At 65.4% G+C, this 18,672-nt stretch carries 16 protein-coding genes and 1 tRNA gene; 4 read left to right on the plus strand and 13 right to left on the minus strand.

Annotated features, from left to right (window positions below; all coding sequences use genetic code 11):
- Window positions 1–65 precede the first annotated feature (65 nt).
- From ACX12D_RS13835 to ACX12D_RS13850, 4 genes are all read right to left on the minus strand, one after another.
- Window positions 66–776 (minus strand): energy transducer TonB family protein, encoded by a 711-nt coding sequence (locus ACX12D_RS13835; protein ID WP_459371522.1) that lies wholly within the window; start codon window positions 774–776, stop codon window positions 66–68.
- Between the two features lie 10 nt (window positions 777–786).
- Entirely contained in the window at window positions 787–1,197 is a 411-nt protein-coding gene (locus tag ACX12D_RS13840; protein ID WP_006158977.1) for an ExbD/TolR family protein, read from the minus strand.
- Window positions 1,198–1,212: 15 nt separating this feature from the next.
- Window positions 1,213–3,003: a DUF2341 domain-containing protein gene (locus ACX12D_RS13845; protein WP_459371523.1), complete on the minus strand. Its 1,791-nt coding sequence runs from the start codon at window positions 3,001–3,003 to the stop codon at window positions 1,213–1,215.
- Window positions 3,004–3,070: 67 nt separating this feature from the next.
- Window positions 3,071–4,708, minus strand: coding sequence for a ShlB/FhaC/HecB family hemolysin secretion/activation protein (locus ACX12D_RS13850; RefSeq protein WP_459371524.1), 1,638 nt, complete (start codon window positions 4,706–4,708; stop codon window positions 3,071–3,073).
- A gap of 326 nt (window positions 4,709–5,034) precedes the next feature.
- Between ACX12D_RS13850 and ACX12D_RS13855 the strand changes: the two genes are divergently transcribed.
- Both ACX12D_RS13855 and ACX12D_RS13860 read left to right on the plus strand, forming a co-directional pair.
- Window positions 5,035–5,376 carry a hypothetical protein gene (locus tag ACX12D_RS13855; protein ID WP_459371525.1) on the plus strand — a complete coding sequence of 114 codons (342 nt, stop codon included), beginning with the start codon at window positions 5,035–5,037 and terminating at the stop codon, window positions 5,374–5,376.
- Between the two features lie 44 nt (window positions 5,377–5,420).
- Entirely contained in the window at window positions 5,421–5,888 is a 468-nt protein-coding gene (locus ACX12D_RS13860; protein ID WP_459371526.1) for a hypothetical protein, read from the plus strand.
- A gap of 82 nt (window positions 5,889–5,970) precedes the next feature.
- Here ACX12D_RS13860 and ACX12D_RS13865 read toward each other — a convergent pair whose 3' ends face one another.
- Window positions 5,971–6,528 (minus strand): DUF3455 domain-containing protein, encoded by a 558-nt coding sequence (locus ACX12D_RS13865; RefSeq protein WP_459371527.1) that lies wholly within the window; start codon window positions 6,526–6,528, stop codon window positions 5,971–5,973.
- Window positions 6,529–6,799: 271 nt separating this feature from the next.
- Here ACX12D_RS13865 and ACX12D_RS13870 point away from each other — a divergent pair, with 271 nt between their 5' ends.
- Window positions 6,800–7,123: a hypothetical protein gene (locus ACX12D_RS13870; protein WP_459371528.1), complete on the plus strand. Its 324-nt coding sequence runs from the start codon at window positions 6,800–6,802 to the stop codon at window positions 7,121–7,123.
- Window positions 7,124–7,263: 140 nt separating this feature from the next.
- On the opposite strand, the gene ACX12D_RS13875 is transcribed toward ACX12D_RS13870, so the two are convergent.
- The 6 genes from ACX12D_RS13875 to ACX12D_RS13900 form a co-directional block, all read right to left on the minus strand.
- Window positions 7,264–7,342: transfer RNA gene (locus tag ACX12D_RS13875), tRNA-Ile, on the minus strand.
- A gap of 27 nt (window positions 7,343–7,369) precedes the next feature.
- Window positions 7,370–9,646 carry an RNA polymerase sigma factor RpoD gene (gene rpoD / locus ACX12D_RS13880; RefSeq protein ID WP_459371529.1) on the minus strand — a complete coding sequence of 759 codons (2,277 nt, stop codon included), beginning with the start codon at window positions 9,644–9,646 and terminating at the stop codon, window positions 7,370–7,372.
- A gap of 496 nt (window positions 9,647–10,142) precedes the next feature.
- Window positions 10,143–11,957: a DNA primase gene (gene dnaG / locus ACX12D_RS13885; RefSeq protein WP_459371530.1), complete on the minus strand. Its 1,815-nt coding sequence runs from the start codon at window positions 11,955–11,957 to the stop codon at window positions 10,143–10,145.
- Window positions 11,958–12,182: 225 nt separating this feature from the next.
- Entirely contained in the window at window positions 12,183–12,632 is a 450-nt protein-coding gene (locus tag ACX12D_RS13890) for a GatB/YqeY domain-containing protein (protein WP_459371531.1), read from the minus strand.
- Between the two features lie 130 nt (window positions 12,633–12,762).
- Window positions 12,763–12,975, minus strand: a complete 213-nt coding sequence (gene rpsU, locus ACX12D_RS13895) for a 30S ribosomal protein S21 (RefSeq protein ID WP_043348281.1) — start codon at window positions 12,973–12,975, stop codon at window positions 12,763–12,765.
- Window positions 12,976–13,085: 110 nt separating this feature from the next.
- Window positions 13,086–14,360, minus strand: coding sequence for a BaiN/RdsA family NAD(P)/FAD-dependent oxidoreductase (locus ACX12D_RS13900; RefSeq protein WP_459371532.1), 1,275 nt, complete (start codon window positions 14,358–14,360; stop codon window positions 13,086–13,088).
- Between the two features lie 184 nt (window positions 14,361–14,544).
- Here ACX12D_RS13900 and tsaD point away from each other — a divergent pair, with 184 nt between their 5' ends.
- Entirely contained in the window at window positions 14,545–15,585 is a 1,041-nt protein-coding gene (gene tsaD / locus ACX12D_RS13905; protein WP_459371533.1) for a tRNA (adenosine(37)-N6)-threonylcarbamoyltransferase complex transferase subunit TsaD, read from the plus strand.
- A 65-nt stretch (window positions 15,586–15,650) separates the two neighbouring features.
- On the opposite strand, the gene folE2 is transcribed toward tsaD, so the two are convergent.
- Together folE2 and dxs are read right to left on the minus strand one after the other, a co-directional pair.
- Complete coding sequence (folE2, locus tag ACX12D_RS13910) at window positions 15,651–16,454, minus strand: GTP cyclohydrolase FolE2 (protein ID WP_459371534.1); 804 nt, start codon at window positions 16,452–16,454, stop codon at window positions 15,651–15,653.
- 248 nt (window positions 16,455–16,702) lie between these two features.
- Complete coding sequence (gene dxs / locus ACX12D_RS13915; protein WP_459371535.1) at window positions 16,703–18,613, minus strand: 1-deoxy-D-xylulose-5-phosphate synthase; 1,911 nt, start codon at window positions 18,611–18,613, stop codon at window positions 16,703–16,705.
- Between the last annotated feature and the right edge of the window lie 59 nt (window positions 18,614–18,672).

An 18,672-nucleotide genomic window follows, 5' to 3' on the forward strand; every position in this document is an offset into this window, starting at 1 on the left:
CACGAGAATGAGGTGGAATAGGTTGGGCATGCGGTGAGACATGCGGCGGCGGCCCGCTGGCCGCGTCACGGCCGGCGCCCCTTGATCGACATGCGCATCGGAAAGCGCAGCGATGCCGGCGGCCGTTCGTCGGCCCGGAAATCACGCACCATGGCCAGCACGGCTTCATCGGTCTGTGCGTTGCCGGTGCTGCGCAGCAGTAGCGCGCGCGTGGCGCGGCCGTCGGCGTCCAGCCACAGCTCGATGCGGATGTCCTCGAACGCCAGCTGCCGGGTGCGCTGGTCGCGCGCAAAGGCCTGCTGCAAGGCACCCGAGACGTAGCTCGAGTAAGACCGGCTGCCCAGCCCGCCGCCACCGCCGGTCATGCCGCCGCCGCGCCCGGCCTGGATGCCAAATGCATCCGTGCCGGCTTGCGCCGCGCCGTCGATCGTGACCGGGTCGCCGAGATCCTTCGACGGGCTTGGGGGTGCGTCGTCCTTCGGCGCTTCCTGCGGGTCCGCCGGCTTGGGTTCAGGCTCGACCACTTCCGGCTTGACCTTCTCCGGCACCGGCTCGGGCGGCTTCTCGGGCTCGGGAGGTGGCGGCGGCGGCGGTGGCAGCACCAGCATCGGCGTGGCCGCCACCTCGCGCTTGGTGCTGGCGGTGTCGGACAGCAAGCGCCAGACCAGCACGGCCAGCCCGATGATGACCAGCGCGCCGATGATCAGCCCGCCCCAGCGGCGCCACAAGGCGATGGCGCGCTGCCGGGGAGGAGGAGTTGGATCACGATGTTTCACCCGACTCTCCTCACGCCGGCTTGCCGGTGACGAGGCCGATCTGGTTCAGGTCGATGCGCCTGAGCAGGTCCAGCACCTCCACCACCTTCGCGTACTGCACGGCGGCGTCGCCCCGCACGATCACGGGGAAATCCGGCGTGAGCGCCTTCTCCGTGCGCAGGCGCTCCTCCAGCTCCGGCAGCGTCACCGGATAGGCGTCGAGGAACACCTGGCCCGCGTTGTCGATCGTGATGGCCTTGGTCTTGGGCTTCTCCAGCGCGACCGACGAACTCGCCTTGGGCAGGTCCACCTTGATGCCCGGGATGCTGGCATTGCTGGTCAGGATGAAAATCACCAGCACCACCAGCAGCACGTCGACGAAGGGCGTGATGTTGATGCCGCCCGTGCGCTTCTTGGTGCCGAACTTGGCTGCGTATGCCATGGCCGCGCGCTCCCCTTAAGCCCGGTGCAGGGCAGCGGGGACGCGACGTCCCTCGCCCTGCTCTTCGGCCAGGCGCGTGGCGAACTCGTCCACGAACACCGCCATGTCGGCGCCGATCGAATCCGAGCGCGAGGCGAGCCAGTTGTAGCCGAACAGCGCGGGAATCGCGACGCCCAGCCCGGCAGCGGTACACAGCAAGGCCGCGGCCATGCCCGGTGCCACCGAGTTGATATCCACCGCGCCGGCCATGGCCGCCACGACGAACACCAGCATGATCCCGATCACGGTGCCGAACAGGCCCACATACGGCGCGCCTTCGATGGTGGTCGACAGCCAGTTCATGCGCTTGGCCATGCGCTCGCTCTCGCGCACCATCACGCCATCCATGGACGCGCGGATCGCGCTGATGGTCGCGTCGGAGACCGCGTTGAGGTCGTAGCCCATCTGATGGCGGCGGTGCAGTTCCTCGACCGCCATTTCATACAGGCGCCACAGCGACGAATCCGCCTTGACCGCCTCGGGTACGCGGTTGCTCTTGGCCAATTGATCCAGCGGCGCGCCGGCCGCTTCGCGGAAATGCACCATGAAAGCAGCGTTGGCGCGCGAGGTGGCGCCGTAGCTGCGGCCCTTGCTGATCATGATGGCCCACGACAGCGCCATCATGATGCCGAGCAGGCCCACCACGATCCAGGCGTCCAGCGGCATGGCGGCCAGGATGAAGCCGAAGTGGCTCTTGCCGGCCTGCTGCTCGTCCGCGCCGAACACGGCCAGGCGCGATTCGGCGCCTTGCGATACGGCGTCGGCGAGGATCAGCGCATCCGGGCGCGCGACCTTGGACAAGCGCACTTCGTCGATGGCACCGGTGAACGGGCTCAGCGCGGTAGCCGCGGCCGGCGCGTTGGCCGCTGCCGCGTCGGCGCCGAGCGTGGCCGGCGTGTTCAGCGCCGGCAAGGCGGTTGCCAGCGATGCGGCAGGACGTCCGCCGACATACAGCGACACGCTCTTGCCATCGGACTTGACTGCCAGGTGCGACCACTGCCCCGCCTGCACGGGCTGGCCGGGATTGCTGCGCTGGCCATTGACCTGCACGAAGGGCACGCCCTGGTCGATGCCGATGACGAGTTCGCCCGCGCCATCGCGGCGTGCATAGACGACTTGTTGCGCTCCGAGCTTTTCGGGGCGTACCCAGGCGGAGAAGCTGAACGGCGCGCCGGCGGCCAGCGCCAGCGACGGCGACGACGGCAGCACCAGCGGGGCGGCGCCGAGCTGCGCGCCCTTGCCGATGACCGTGCCATCGATGCTCACCACAGCTGTCTGGCTGTGGTTACCGTACGCCGTGGTGTCGCGTGCCGGCACGCTGCCTTCGGCAAAGTGGTAGACCAGCGTGTAGTCAGGGTCGAAGGTCCGCTGGCCATTGCCCGATGCCGGCGCCTTGGCGTTGCCGTAGTACATCCACAACTGCTGCGGGCCAGCGGCCGAGACCGATGGCACGTCGATCCAGATCAGCGCGATGCCCAAGAGCGGATCGAACTGTTCGATCTGGTGGTTGAGCACGGTCTTGTCGTCGGCGGCAACAAAGCGCAGGTCGGCGCCGGTCTCGCTCACGCCTTCAAAGCTGAAGTTGCCGGTATGCAGGCGCAGCAGCACCGGGGTACGCCCGGCATCGCCGCCGATGGCACCGGCCTTGGGGCCGGCGTCGATCGTGATCGGTTTGCGATAAGCCCAGTCGGGCTGCCACCAGGCATGGGCCAGGTCCGGCAGGAGTGTGCTCAGCAACGTGAGCACGAGCAAAAGGATGCGTCGCATGACAGTGGTTCTCGGTTAGCTCGTAAGGAGTCGATGTATCGGGTTGGAAGCAGCGCGCCGCGCGCGCTCAGTAGCTGGCGGTGACGCTGAAATTCACGCGCGGGTCGCCACGCTGCGTGCGTGGCCCGTCCTTGAGCGGATAGCCCAGGTCCAGGCGCCCCGTGACCTTCTGGCCGAGGCGGAACGTAGTGCCCACCCCCACCGAGGCGAGCGAGAAGTTGCTCTTCTGCTCGGGCAACGGATCGCGCAGGCGGACCTGGCCGGCATCGGCAAACAGGTAAGCACGCCAGTTCTCAACCACGGAAGTGAAGAAGGCCAGCGGCGGCGTGCGCATTTCCACGGACCCGACCACGCCATAGTCTCCGGTGGTCTCGGCGGACAGGTAGCCGCGCACCGAGTTCATGCCGCCGGCCGCGATCTGCTCGTTCGAGACCAACGGGGAATCCGTGATCTGGGCAGCCAGGCGCCAGCCCAGCTGCGCGTTGCCCGCGAAGGTGTAGGAGCCATTGGTATCGCCCTTGAGCACCATGAAGCTCGGCGACGCCTTGTAGCGCTTGTAGTCGAATTGCTGCGCGGTGCTGCCGTAGCCAAGGAAGCTGCGCGTGCCCGCGACCAGCGACAGGTTCAGGCCATAGGTGCCGCGCTCCGTCTGGCCGAAGCCCGAGTAGCCGAGCGTGATCGGCGCGTACTTGAGCGGCACCGTATCGCCGGCGCTGCCCAGGCGCGTCACCTCTTCGTTGTCCTTGAAGTCCACGCCCGCGCTGAATGCGTGCCACCATGCTCCGGTGTTCGGCACGGTGTAGGTGGCCTTCACGCCAACCGCATAGCCCTTGCCCAATACGTTGGTGCCGCCTACCGTCGCGACGTTGCTGTCCGATTTGTAGCCGGAAGCCTCGATGCCCCAGTTGGTGCCTCGCAGCGGCGCCACATACGAGCCGGACCACACCTGGGTCTGGTTCAGGTCCTGCGGGGCGCCAAAGAAGCTGACCGAGGCGCTGTGCCCCAGTTGCCAGAGGTTGTCGTGGCCCAGCGAAGCCGTGGCCCGCAGTTGCTTGGTATCCGCGCTGTAGTCGTTGTTCAGGCCCACGCTCGCCCGCCACGGGCTGCTGTCCTCGACCTTGAGATCGACGTCCATGGTGCCAGGCAGCGCGCCCTGCTTGACCAGCGGCATCACCTGCCGGTTCGCGGTCCGGTTCAAGGCTGTGAGCTCCGTCTGCGCCTGGTTGAAGTCCGGCACCGCGCCCTCCGCCAGCGCGGGCACCTGCTCACGTACCTCTACCGGCGAGTTGTACTGCGCTCCCACCACGCGCACGCGGCCCACCTTGGTCTCGCTCACCTGCAGGAAGACCACGCCGCCAACCGCCTGCTGCTCAGGCAGGTCCACGTACACCGACTGGTACCCCTTTGCCTGGTAGGCCGCCAGCAGCGCGTCGCGCGCGCCCTCGATATCCTTCATCGTGCGCTTCGGTCCAAGGTAAGGCGTGACCGCGCGCTCGATCGCGCGCGCATCCAGCACTGTGTTCCCGCGCACGATGTACTCGTTGATGTCGACGCGCCGTTCCGCATCGGCCTGCACACCCGGCGCTGCCGCCTCGGTGGCAGCGGGCGCCTGCGCCATCGCGGTTCCCTGCGTCCCTAGTCCTAGTACCGCCAGACATAGCGCCCTCCAGCGCGCGGACGCATCGTTCTTGTTCTTGTCATGCATGTGTTTGCTCAATCCCTTGCGAAACAATTGCCGTCGTTCCCTTGCGCCGGCGCCTCGACCAGAGGCAAGTCGTAAGCGATCGCATCCGATGAGGCCATGATGAGCGGTCATCATTTCAGCGCCGCGTACGATTGGTTAGACGAACGGCCCGCGCGCCGACTGTCGTTTGTCACGAAAGCTTCATGTGCGGGTGCGGGACGTGGCGACGCGCCTCAACGGCTGCGATATCGCTGAGGAATTGGATGCCGCGCCATTCGAAATGGAGCGCTACACTTCAGGCATATCGCCAATGGCATGGTTGGCAATCAACGAAGACGGAGCACGAAATGCGCGGATGGCTGAACGTTGTAGTGATTGCCGCAGGCAGCCTTGGCGCGGCCTGCCCGCTGCTCGCTGCGGAAGCGTCCCCACCCACGGGGGACGCCACGGCGAGCTGTGTCGAGGTCGAAGTCAATGGCATGCGGGCCCCATCGTTTCCTTGCCTGACGCAAAAGCTAAGCCCCAAGCCCGCCCCCGGCCAGCCACCCTCGGAGCACAAGCTGGCGTCCGAAGCCATCGTGGAGCGTCCCTCCAATGCGCTGGGGCTGTTCAACTACTCCGCGACCAGCCACCGCATGGGCAATACCTTCGGCACATCGGTCACGCCGCAGCGGCCATCGCCGCCTTAGCCGCAAGCCTGTCCCTTCACTGCGATTTCTTTAAAGGAAAAGACGTGCCATTCATCATCGCCGGCCTCGCCCTGATCGGCGCCCTCATCTACGGCGCGGTCCGCCTGTACGCCACGGTGGCCGCGGCCCATGGCGCGATCGCCGGGACCGCCGCTGTCGTGTTCTGCGCGGCGCTGCTCGCGGCATTCGTCGCAAGCCTGGTCCGCCGCTACCGCGCGATCCACGGCGTCAAGATCAAGGGCGAGCGCATCCTGTCGCTGGAGGGCGCGTGGGGCACGATGCGCGTGGATCCGGAACGCAAGCGTGGCGCCCTGGATGTCGACGGACAGCAGGCGAAGTTCATTTTTGCGGATATAGCGGGTGCCACCGCGCTGGAGAACGGCAGCGCATGGATGCTTGCGTTGCGTCTTGAACATCATGCGCAAGGCAGTTGGCAGATCCCGATGGCAAGCCGGAAGGAAGCGTTGCGCTGGGCGAAGATATTCGACTTGGCTGCCGTGCAGAAACTTTGAGGGCCTGGCGCTGCGCGGCTCGCCCGACCAGCACGAACGGCAACGCCATCGGAGCGAACGCGCCTGCCTCAGCGAGGCTCGTCTATTCGAGAAATACGTAGTCCGCGCGATACGGCACGCGGCTTTCCTGTCCTTCCTCGGTGCAGGCCAGAGCGGGTGCAATGCCGCCTTGCGTGTTCAGGCGCTGAACGTAATGCACTCCCGCTAGCAAGCCAGCCCCTCCGGAACTTGTCGCCTGCAACAGCAATAGCGCAATGCTGTCGGGCGTCCTGGCATTTGCGGCCTGCCGCAGGACTTTGCCGGTTACCTTGCTGCCGTCAGGCGCCTCCCAGGTCGGCCCGGCGTAATGCCTGGCGATGAGCTTGCCGGAATCGTCGCGCAGATCCGCTTCGGGGGATTTGAACGCCCACGCCAATGCACTGCCCTGATCGCGCTTGCATACATAGATCTGCACGCCGGATGCATGCAGGGTCGCGATCGTACGATGGGCGTCGGCGGGCTGGAGCTCAGGCGGCGCGGCCTCCTGGACAACAGCGCAGGAAACCAGCAGGCATGCGCCGGCGAGGGCGATGCAACGCGCTTTGCGACTGGTGTGGAAATCTTGCGGCATACGCCCTCCTTGCCTGAGCCCGCTCAGCATAGTACCTCCGGCGCGATGGCAAGGAAACGGCGGAAGGCAGAGCAAACGCAGCAAGCGCGGCAGGCCCGGTCGCCCGCGTTGCCGCTGGATGGGGTTGAAGTAGCGAACGGCAGACATGAGCTCAACCACAAGTGCTCAGCCACAAGCGCGCAGCAAAATGATCACTGGAATTCTGCAAGCCTGACGGCTACGCTAATAGACGGGCCGTTGCGGCAGATAAGCGCGCGAGGGTCATCGGCTTTGCAACGACTTTGATTGGAAGGAGTCATCCATGAAGATCGCTATCGCAATGGCAATTGCAGTTCTCCTACCTGGTACCGTCCACGCCGCAGGCCCTGCAAATCCAGCGGATCGCTACGACTACAACATGCGTAGCACCAACAAGGACGGCTATGTACCGGACCCTCAGCGCACGACCAACAAAGACGGCTACGTGCCAGATACCGCGAAGGCCAACGACAAGTTTGACCCGTACACCCAGGGTGCCAACCAGAACACGGCCTCGGCGCTCACCGACTCAAAGGCTTCGGCCAAGAAGCCGGCTGGCAAGGCGTCCAGCCACAAGAAAGCGCCCACTGCCGGCATGGACAAATAGCGCAGCCTGCTTAAGTCCAATGTGGCGATAAGGGTGCGGAAGGCTGCAATACAGCGGTGGCCAGGCCACGATTTGCACCTCCGCGCAAACGCCGCGGCAAAGAAAAAGCCCCGCAGGAATCTGCGGGGCTTTTTCAACAATGGTGGGCCTCCCGTGAGTCGAACACGGCACCAACGGATTATGAGTCCGCTGCTCTAACCAGGCATGAGCTAGAGGCCCTGGAAAGTCAGACCGGCATGATACCGATCAACTGCCTTCAAGGAAACTCTTAAGCTTATCGGAGCGGCTCGGGTGACGCAGTTTGCGCAATGCCTTGGCTTCTATCTGGCGGATCCGCTCGCGGGTGACGTCGAACTGCTTGCCGACTTCTTCCAGCGTGTGGTCCGTGCTCATCTCGATGCCGAAACGCATGCGCAGCACCTTGGCTTCGCGCGGCGTGAGCGAGTCCAGTACGTCCTTGACGACGTCGCGCATGGAGCCGTGCAGCGCCGCTTCGGCCGGGGCCAGCGTGTTGGTGTCTTCGATGAAGTCGCCAAGATGGGAGTCGTCGTCGTCACCGATCGGCGTTTCCATGGAGATCGGTTCCTTCGCGATCTTCATGATCTTGCGGATCTTGTCTTCCGGCATCTCCATCTTCTCGGCCAGCGTTGCCGGATCCGGCTCGTTGCCGGTTTCCTGCAGGATCTGGCGCGAGATGCGGTTCATCTTGTTGATCGTCTCGATCATGTGCACCGGGATACGGATGGTGCGCGCCTGATCGGCGATCGAGCGGGTGATGGCCTGGCGGATCCACCACGTCGCGTAGGTCGAGAACTTGTAGCCGCGGCGGTATTCGAACTTGTCCACCGCCTTCATCAGGCCGATATTGCCTTCCTGAATCAGGTCGAGGAACTGCAGGCCGCGGTTGGTGTACTTCTTGGCGATCGAGATCACCAGGCGCAGGTTGGCCTCGGTCATCTCGCGCTTGGCTTCGCGGGCGCGCTTCTCGCCCTCGCTCATCTTGCGGTTGACTTCCTTGAGCTCCTTGAGCGGCAGCACCACGCGCATCTGCAGGTCGATCAGCTTTTGCTGCAGCTCGCGCACGGCCGGCACATTACGCTCGACGATGGTGCTGTACGACTTGCCGTCCTTGATAATCGTGTCGATCCACTCGAGGTTGGTCTCATTGCCCGGGAAACGGGCGACGAAATCCGCACGCGGCATGCCGCACTTGTCCACCACGATCTTCAGGATGGAGCGCTCGAGCTTGCGCACTTCGTCCACCTGGCCACGCAGCGTGTCGCACAGGCGTTCGACGTTGCGGGCGGTGAAGCGGATGCTCATCAGCTCGTTCAGGATGGCTTCCTGGGCCTTGACGTAGGACTTGGACTTGTAGCCTTCCTTCTCGAACGAGCGGCGCATCTTGTCGAACTGCTCGGCGATCACGCGGAATTTTTCCAGCGCGGCCTGCTTCAGTTCTTCGAGCTGGCGTGCCGAGGCAGCCAGGCCGCCGGCATCGTCATCCTCGTCCTCGTCGGATTCTTCGCCGTCGGACTCCAGCTCGTCTTCTTCGGCGGCCGCCACCACGGCCGGAGCCGGCGGGGCCACGGGCACGTCCGCTGCGTTCGGGTCGATCAGGCCGTCGACGAACTCGTCGATCTTGATTTCATCGCTGGCAACGCGCTCGGCCAAGGCCAGGATCTCGGAGATCGTGACCGGGCAGGCGGAGATCGCCATCACCATGTCTTTCAGGCCGGCCTCGATGCGCTTGGCGATTTCAATTTCGCCTTCGCGCGTCAGCAGCTCGACCGTGCCCATTTCGCGCATGTACATGCGCACGGGATCGGTGGTGCGGCCGAATTCGGAATCAACGGTGGAAAGTGCAGCTTCAGCCTCTTCCTCGGCTTCTTCTTCGCTGGTGGCCGACGGTGCGTTGTCGTTGAGCAGCAGCGTTTCTGCGTCGGGCGCTTGTTCGTAGACGGCGATGCCGATGTCGTTGAGCGTGGCGACCAGCGTGTCGATCGTTTCCGAATCGACCATGTCGTCCGGCAGGTGATCGTTGATTTCCGCGTACGTCAGGTAGCCGCGCGACTTGCCAAGCTTGATCAGCGCCTTGAGCTTCTGGCGGCGTACTTCCAGTTCTTCCTCGGTACCCTGCTGCGTCGAGGCGAACTCCTTCAGCAGAGCCTTTTCCTTGGCTTTGCGGTCGCGCGCCTTTTGCTTTTCGCTCTTGGGCGCGGCGGTCGGCGTTGCCGCCGCAGGGATCTCGTCTTCGTAAAGCTCTTCAGTCACGTCGTCTGGTGTGCTGTCGTCGTGCTGCGCTCCGGCCTTGGGCTTGCGGCCACGCTTCTTCGGCTCCGGCTTGACTGCCGGAGCGGCGGGACGCTCGGATGCAACGGGGGCGGAAGTTGCGGCATTCGGCGTGGCCTCGGGCTCGGCGACGCCTGGCTTGGCGTCTCCGGTCTTGGCGCTGGTCGCTGCCGCTTTCTTGCTCTCGACTTCGGTATTCTGCTGTTTCGCCACGGTAATACTCTTGCCTTTCACAGGTACAGATGCGGCGTGCTTGCCGCTTGTATTGGCGCTATCGCCGCTCTCGTGTGCCGAAGTCGAGGGCTTCAGGTTTTCGGATGGGCTGGTCCCGGTGGAAGTGGACGCTGCGGGCGCCTTGGCGCTCCGAGCTGTCTTAGCTGGCACAGGCTGGGCTGGCGCCTTGACTGACGCGGCTGTCTTCGCAGCCGCCGTTGTTTTCACGGACGCCTTGCCGCTCCCCGATTGGGGAGTTTTAGTGGAAACCTTTTCGGTTGCTTTGGCCTTTGCCATTGGCACGCTCACTTTCACCAGAAGGGGAGAGAAAGATCTCGCTATCCAAACCGGCTATTGTAACACTAGCAATTAGCCGGCTTCCCAACAGGTGAGGTTTTCACCTGAAAAATCAAGGCTTAAGCGTAGCCAGGCCGCGCCAAACCTTCACTTATTTGTTACCACCCATCTTGCCCGACCTACCGGACGGTCAAACCCATTCAGCCAAATTCAGCCCGATTCAACCTAACTGCCGCCGGCGATTGATCTCGCTGACCAGCCATCGCATGCGGCTCTTGCCTTCCTCATCCGCTGTGCCCATGATCACCGACTGCTGGAGCATGTCGAGCTCACGGCGCAATGGCCCCGCCAGCAGCTTGGCGATGGCGGTGTCGAACTCCTGCTCGGCAGGTTCCTCATCGATCTCTTCGCGCAGTACCGCGGCGCGCACATTGGCGTAGACCTCGGCGTACGGCGACTGCGCGAGATGCTCGCTGAAGGCCGCGAAGTTCACCTCGCCCTGCAACTCGTCGCACGCGGACACCAGGTGCGCCAGCACTTCGGCGTCGGCCTGCTCGTCTTCCAGCAGCAGTGCCCGGCTATCGGCGTCGAGCCGGGTCGACAGCTGCGGGTAGCGCATCAGCAACTGCAGCACCCGCTGCTCCAGCCCGGTGGGGGCCTGGCGCTTGGTGCGCGGCCGCGGCTGGGCAAAGCGTCCGACCCGCGCCGGGTCGCTCGCCAGCCCGCAGACGGCTTCGATTTCGGCCGGCGTGGTGCCGGTGGCATCGGCAAGCTCGCGCACGATCTGCAACCGCAGGCCGCCTGCGGGCATGGACTGCAGCAGCGGCTTGGCCTCGTACTGGGCGCGGGCGCGCCCCTCGGCCTGGCGCAGCTCCTGCCCCTCCGACACCACCTGCAGCAGGAAGCGCGACAGCGGCATGGCGTCGCGCACCTGCGCGGCAAACGCGTCGGTGCCCTGCTCGCGCACATAGCTGTCCGGGTCGTGCTCGGCGGGCAGGAACAGGAAGCGGATGGTCTTGTTGTCCGCCACGTACGGCAGGCAAGCCTCCAGGGCCCGGCGCGCCGCGCGGCGCCCGGCGGCGTCACCGTCGAACGAGAACACCACGGCATCGGTCTGGCGCAACAGCTTTTGCACATGCACCGCCGTGCAGGCCGTGCCCAGCGTGGCCACGGCGTTGGCAAAGCCCAGCTGAGCCAGGGCCACCACGTCCATATAGCCTTCGACCACCAAAACATAGCCGGTTTCCCGGATCGCATGGCGGGCCTCGAACAGGCCATATAGCTCGGTGCCTTTGCTGAACAGGGGTGTTTCCGGCGAATTCAGGTACTTGGGCTCGCCCTGCCCCATCACCCGCCCGCCAAAGCCGATCACCTGGCCCTTGGTGCTGCGGATGGGAAACATGATGCGGTCCCGGAAGCGGTCGTAGCGCCGCGGCTTGCCATCGGCGTCGCGCTTCTCGGCGCTTTCGATCATCAGGCCGGCTTCCACCAGCGGCCCGGCGATCGCATCGTCGCGGTAATTGCCGAACACCGACTCCAGCCCCTGCCAGTCGTCCGGGGCATAGCCCAGGCCAAACTGCGCCGCGATCTCGCCGGTCAGGCCGCGGCTCTTGAGGTACTGGATCGCCTGCGGCGCGCTGCGCAATTGCTTGCGGTAGAACTCGGTCGCGCGGGTCATGGCATCGGACAGCGCCAGCGAGCGCGCCTGCACTTCGGCGCGCTGGGCCGGCGGCAGCCGGTCGCGCTCCTCGGGCACGGACAGGCCGACCGACTGCGCCAGCTCGCGCACAGCATCGGGGTAGGATTGCCCCGAGTATTCCATCAGGAAGCCGATGGCCGAGCCATGCGCTGCGCAACCAAAGCAGTGATAGAACTGCTTGGTCGGCGAGACCGTGAACGACGGCGACTTCTCGTTGTGAAAGGGGCAGAGCCCCATGAAGTTGGCGCCGCCCTTCTTCAGCTGCACGTACTTGCCCACCACATCGACTATGTCGACACGGTTGAGCAGGTCCTGAATGAAGGATTGCGGAATCACCCGGCTTGTCGTCCTATGGCCGAACTGCCCGTGGAGCCGGGCAGCGGCGATATCTGGTTCATGAAGTGCGTGACCGGCACGGCGCTTTCCGGCCTCTTAACACTACATTGTAGTGCAGGCGCAACGGATTGCAGCCAGCGCCGGCGAGGGGTGGTGGACAAGAAGTGCCTTTAAATATACCCATCGGCCTTCAGCCGGCAGCTGCCAGCTCGCGCCCTGACCCGCTCAACGCCCCGCCAGCGCGGCCTTGACCAGACCTGAGACGGCGGTCATGTCGGCACGGCCGGCCAGTTTGGCCTTGAGCACGGCCATGACCTTGCCCATGTCCTGCGGGCCGGCGGCGCCGGTTTCCGTGACCGCGGCCTGCACTTCGGCGGCCACTTCCGCATCCGACAGGGCCGCCGGCATGTAGACCTTGAGCACTTCGATTTCCGCGCTCTCCTTGTCGGCCAGGTCGGTGCGGCCGGCCTGGGTGAACTGGGAGATGGAGTCCTTGCGCTGCTTGATCAGCTTTTCGATCACGGCCTGCACGGCGGTGTCGTCGAGCTCGATGCGCTCGTCCACTTCCCGTTGCTTGATGGCGGCCAGCAGCAGGCGGATGGTGCCGAGGCGCTCGGTCTCGCGGGCACGCATGGCGGCCTTCATGTCTTCGGTTACACGGGCTTTGAGGGACATCGCATTATTCCAGGAAAGTGTGGGCGGGATGGTGCCGGCCAGGCGCAGCGCCGGCCGTCGGGCCGCCAATGCAAAAACCCGCCGGAGCCTTGCCCACAGCGGGTTTTGATGCGGAACGCGAAGGGTACGCTCAGTACATCTTCTTCGGCAGCATCAGGCTGCGGATGCGCTTGTAGTGGCGCTTCTCGGCGGCGGCCTTCTTGCGCTTGCGCTCAGCCGTCGGCTTTTCGTAAAACTCGCGAGCCCGCAATTCAGTCAGCAAGCCGTTTTTCTCGATGGTGCGCTTGAAACGACGCATGGCAACTTCAAACGGCTCGTTTTCTTTAAGGTGGATCGTGGTCATTTTGCTGAAATAAGTAGCAGCTGTTAGCGGTTTTACGAAAGCTACAAGTGTAGCACAACCGCTGTCAAGCCCGTATGGCGGTTTTTTTGCCGCTATGCTGCTTACGACGCTCAGGCCGTCCCCGCCACCATGGCCCTTGCGCTCTCCGCCACGGCCTGCCCGGCGGCGACACCGGATGCCCACGCCCATTGGAAGTTGTACCCGCCCAGCCACCCGGTGACGTCGACCACCTCGCCGATGAAGTACAGGTTGGGTACGGTGCGCGCCATCATGGTCGCCGACGACAGCGCGCGCGTATCCACGCCGCCGAGGGTGACCTCGGCCTTGCGGTAGCCCTCGGTGCCTGCCGGCACCAGTTGCCAGCTGTTGAGCGCCGCGCCGAGCCGGCGCAGTGCCTTGTCCGGCATATCATGCAGCGGCTGCGCGCCGTTCAGGCCCGCTGCCGCGCACCAGGCGTCGGCCAGACGGGCCGGCAGGCGCTCGGCGAGCAGGTTGGCCAGGTGCTTGCGGCTGCCACCCTTTTGCTCGAGCAGCCATTCACTGGCGTCGTTGCCGTCGAACAGGTCAATGGTGATCGGCGTGCCAGGGCGCCAGAAGCTGGAAATCTGCAGCACGGCCGGGCCGGACAGGCCGCGATGGGTCCACAGCAAATCCTCGCGGAAGGCGCCGGCCGTCTTGCCGTTGCCCGTTGCAATATCCACCTCCATCGACACGCCGGCCAACGGCACGAACGGCGCCCAGCCCTGCCCGTCGAACGTCAGCGGCACCAGCGCCGGGCGCGTCTCGACAACGCCCAGCCCAAACTGGCGGGCAATGCGGTAGCCGATGTCGGTGGCGCCGATCTTCGGGATGGACAGGCCGCCCGTGGCCACCACCAGCGCGCCGGCACGCACCGGCCCGCTTGCCGTCATCAGCAGAAAATCGTCGCCTTCGCGCCTGACCTCGTCCACGCCGCAGCCGGTGCGCCAGTGCACGTTGCCCGCGCCGCATTCGGCACGCAGCATCTCGATCACCTGCTCGGCGCTGTCGTTGCAGAAGAGCTGGCCGCGGTGCTTCTCATGCCAGTCGATCTCATGCTTGCGCATCAGCGCGAGGAAATCCTGCGGCGTGTAGCGGGCGAGCGCGGATCGACAGAAGTGCGGATTAGCCGACAGGAAATTGGCCGGGCCCGCTTGCAGGTTGGTGAAATTGCAGCGCCCGCCACCGGAGATGCGGATTTTCTCCGCCACCTTGGTCGCGTGGTCGATCAGCACCACGCTGGCGCCACCCTGCCCCGCCACGGCGGCGCACATCATGCCCGCGGCCCCGGCGCCAAGCACCGCCACGTCGAAGCGCCCGGCGCGCGCACCGGCCCGGCCGGTCTCTGCGGTCTGCTTGCTGCCCATGTCTGTCTTGCCCAATGAATGCCTGATTAGTGCCTGCGGAAGAAGCGGCGATTGTAGCGAAAAGCATGGCCAGCGCCGCTGTGCTACCCTGCTGGCCTCATGCCAGGCTGCCGGCCCGATGGTCGTCAGCCCGCTTCAACCCTTTGATTTGCCGGCCTCGCTTGATGCCGGCCTTGCCTGCCCCATGCTTGTCCTCGGCATCGAATCCTCCTGCGACGAAACCGGCCTCGCGCTCTACGACACGCAAGCCGGCCTGCTCGCCCACGCCCTGCATTCGCAGATCGCCATGCACCGCGACTACGGCGGCGTCGTGCCTGAGCTCGCCTCGCGCGACCATATCCGCCGCGTGCTGCCGCTGTTGCAGCAGGTGCTCGACGAAGCCGGCCGCACTCGCGCCGATATCAATGCGATTGCCTTCACCCAAGGCCCCGGCCTGGCCGGCGCGCTGCTGGTGGGTGCGTCGGTGGCCAACGCCCTGGGCTTCGCACTGAACGTGCCGATGCTGGGCGTGCACCATCTCGAAGGCCACCTGCTGTCGCCGCTGCTGACCCCCGATCCGCCGCCATTCCCGTTCGTTGCCTTGCTGGTTTCGGGCGGGCACACGCAGCTGATGGAAGTGCGCGGCATCGGCGATTACACCTTGCTGGGCGAGACCCTGGACGATGCCGCTGGCGAAGCGTTCGACAAGACCGCCAAGCTGCTCGGCCTGAGCTACCCGGGCGGCCCCGAAGTCTCGCGGCTGGCCGAGTTCGGCGTGCCCGGCACGTACGCCCTGCCGCGTCCGATGTTGCATTCTGGCACCCTCGATTTCTCCTTCGCCGGCCTGAAAACCGCCGTGCTCACGCAAACCCGCAAGCTGGGCAATGTGTGCGAGCAGGACCGGGCCAACCTGGCGCGCTCCTTTGTCGATGCCATCGTCGACGTGCTGGCCGCCAAGTCGATGGCCGCGCTCAAGCAGACCGGGCACCGGCGCCTGGTGGTGGCTGGCGGCGTGGGCGCCAACCGGCAGCTGCGCGAGCGGCTGAACCAGCTTGGCGCGCAGAAGAAGATCGAGGTCTACTATCCGGACCTGGCCTTCTGCACGGACAACGGCGCCATGATCGCCTTCGCCGGCGCCATGCGGCTGCAAGCCGCGCCGGAGCTGGCCACGCGCGACTACGGCTACGGCGTGACGCCGCGCTGGGAGCTGTCGGATATCCGGCTGCCGGAGCGCCCCGCCGCCTGAAGCAAACGCCTCGATGCAATAAAAAAGCCACCTCACGGTGGCTTTTTTACTGTGGCATGGCGGGATTACTGCGCGCGCTTGTCGCGCTCGATCACGGCATAGGCGCTGTGATTGTGGATGGACTCGAAGTTCTCGGCCTCCAGCACATAGGTCACGATGCGATCGTCCGCATTCAGGCGCATGGCGATATCGCGCACCAGGTCCTCGACGAACTTGGGGTTCTCGTAAGCGCGCTCGGTGACAAACTTCTCGTCCGGGCGCTTGAGCAGGCCCCACAGCTCGCACGAGGCTTCTTCCTCGGCCATGCGCACCAGCGCCTCGACCGGCAGGTCGGCCGCCAGCTCGACGTTCATGGTGATGTGCGAGCGCTGGTTGTGCGCGCCGTACTGCGAGATCTTCTTCGAGCACGGGCACAGGCTGGTGACCGGAACCAGGGCTTTCAGGAAGACCTTGGTGGCGCCGTTGCGCACTTCGCCGATCAGCGTGACTTCATAGTCCATCAACGATTGCACGCCGGATACCGGCGCGATCTTGTTGATGAAGTACGGGAAGGTGACTTCGATGCGGCCAGCCTCGGCTTCCAGCTTGACCAGCATCTTGTCGAGCAACGTGCGGAAGCTCGCCAGTTCCAGCGGCTCGCGCTCTTCTTCCAGCAACGCCACGAAACGCGACATGTGCGTGCCCTTCTGGTCGGCAGGCAGGTGCACGTCGAGATTGAAGGTGCCAACGGTGGCCAGTGCGCCGGCCGGCGTCTTCAGCGTCAGGGGGTAACGCACGCCCTTCACGCCAACCCGCTGGATGGGGATCTGGCGGGTATCGAGGCTCGACTGCACGTCGGGCATCACAAAGGCGGGATTGATGTCATTCATATCGATCAGGTTTCCTCTACGGTCGCGGCATTTTTCGCAGTCAACCTTGCCGCGCAACGAGTGTGAAACCGCGGGGATGGCAAAGCCGATGGCTTCCCGCAGCTGCGAACACAGAACCTGGGATTCTAAGGGAATTTGCCTTTGGCTGCCCACGAGCGGGGCGATACCCGTACGGGGTGCACGGGTGATGGCATCGGGAAGCCATCAGGAAAACCGGCGCGCCCGCAAGCCGCGGGCGCGCCGTTGGCTCAGGCCGCGCGGGTGGCGACGGCAGGCTGGGCCAGGTTGAAGCGCTCGCGCACCGATTGCTCGATGCCCTTGGCGTCCAGCCCGCACTGCGACAGCAGGAAGGCCGGGTCGCCATGATCGACAAAGCGATCGGGCAGGCCGAGCTGCAGCACCGGCATGGCGATGCCGGCGGCAGCCAGCGCTTCGAGCACCGCGCTGCCGGCGCCGCCCATCACGCAGCCTTCTTCGACGGTGACGAGGTAGTCATGCTCGCTCGCGAGCTTCTTCACAAGCGCTTCGTCGAGCGGCTTGACGAAGCGCATGTTGGCCACCGAGGCGTCGAGCGCCTCGGCCGCGCCCAGCGCCGGATGCAGCATCGAGCCGAACGCCAGGAAGGCCACGCGCTGGCCGGCGCGCGCGCCGCCCGTGCGGCGCATCTCGCCCTTGCCCACCGGCAGCGCGGTGAGCGCGGCCTCGGTCGCCACGCCCGTGCCGGCGCCGCGCGGGTAACGCACGGCGGTCGGGCAATCCTGCTGGTACGCGGTGGTCAGCAGCTGGCGGCATTCGTTCTCGTCGGCCGGCGTCATCACCATCATGTTGGGGATGCAACGCAGGAACGCGATGTCGTAGGCGCCCGCATGGGTGGCGCCGTCGGCGCCGACCAGGCCGGCGCGGTCGAGTGCGAACACCACCGGCAGATTCTGCAGCGCCACGTCGTGGATCAGCTGGTCATAGCCGCGCTGCAGGAACGTGGAGTAGATCGCCAGCACGGGCTTGAGGCCTTCGCAGGCCAGCCCGCCGGCGAACGTCACGGCATGCTGCTCCGCGATGCCCACGTCGTAGTAGCGGCTGGGGAAGCGCTTCTCGAACTCGACCATGCCGGAGCCTTCGCGCATGGCGGGCGTCACCGCCACCAGCTTGGGGTCGGCGGCGGCCATGTCGCACAGCCATTCGCCGAACACCTGCGTGTAGGTCTTGCGGGCAGGCTTGGTCGACGGGCGGATGCCTTCGGCCGGGTTGAACTTGCCAGGGCCGTGATACAGGATCGGGTCGGCCTCGGCCAGCTTGTAGCCCTGGCCCTTCTTGGTGACCACGTGCAGGAACTGCGGGCCGCCGCCTTCGAGGGCGCGCTGGCGGATGTTCTGCAGCGTCGGCACCAGCGATTCGAGATCATGGCCGTCGATCGGGCCGATGTAGTTGAAGCCGAATTCCTCGAACAGCGTCGCCGGCACCATCATGCCCTTGGCATGTTCCTCGAAGCGCTTGGCGAACTCGAGCACCGGCGGGGCGACCGACAGCACGCGTTCAATGCCCTTCTTGGTGGCCGCGTAGAACTTGCCGCTCATCAGCCGCGCGAGGTGGCTGTTGAGCGCGCCCACCGGCGGCGAGATCGACATGTCGTTGTCGTTGAGCACCACCAGCAGCGGCAGGTCCTTGTAGACACCGGCGTTGTTCATGGCCTCGAAGGCCATGCCGGCGGTCATCGCGCCGTCGCCGATCACGGCGATGGAAACGCGCTTCTCGCCCAGCGTGCGGGCGCCCAGCGCCATGCCCAGCGCAGCCGAGATGGAGGTGGACGAATGCGCGGTGCCGAAGGTGTCGTACTCGCTTTCCGAGCGGCGCGGGAAGCCCGAGATGCCGCCCCACTGGCGCAGCGAATGCATGCGGTCGCGGCGGCCGGTCAGGATCTTGTGCGGATAGCTTTGGTGCCCCACGTCCCAGACGACGCGGTCGTCCGGTGTATTGAACACATAGTGCAGGGCAATGGTCAGCTCGACCGTGCCCAGGTTGGACGACAGGTGGCCGCCGGTCTGCGACACCGATTCGAGCACGTAGGCGCGGAGTTCGTCGGCCAGCGTATTGAGCTGGCGGCGGTCCAGCCTGCGAAGGGCTGCGGGGTCGTCAATAGTTTTGAGCAGTGCGTAGGTCATGATGTCCGTTCGGCGGCCGGATTCTTGTGCCCGGTTGTCAGTTTTTCCTGCGTATCCAA

The organism is Cupriavidus sp. PET2-C1, from assembly GCF_054515855.1.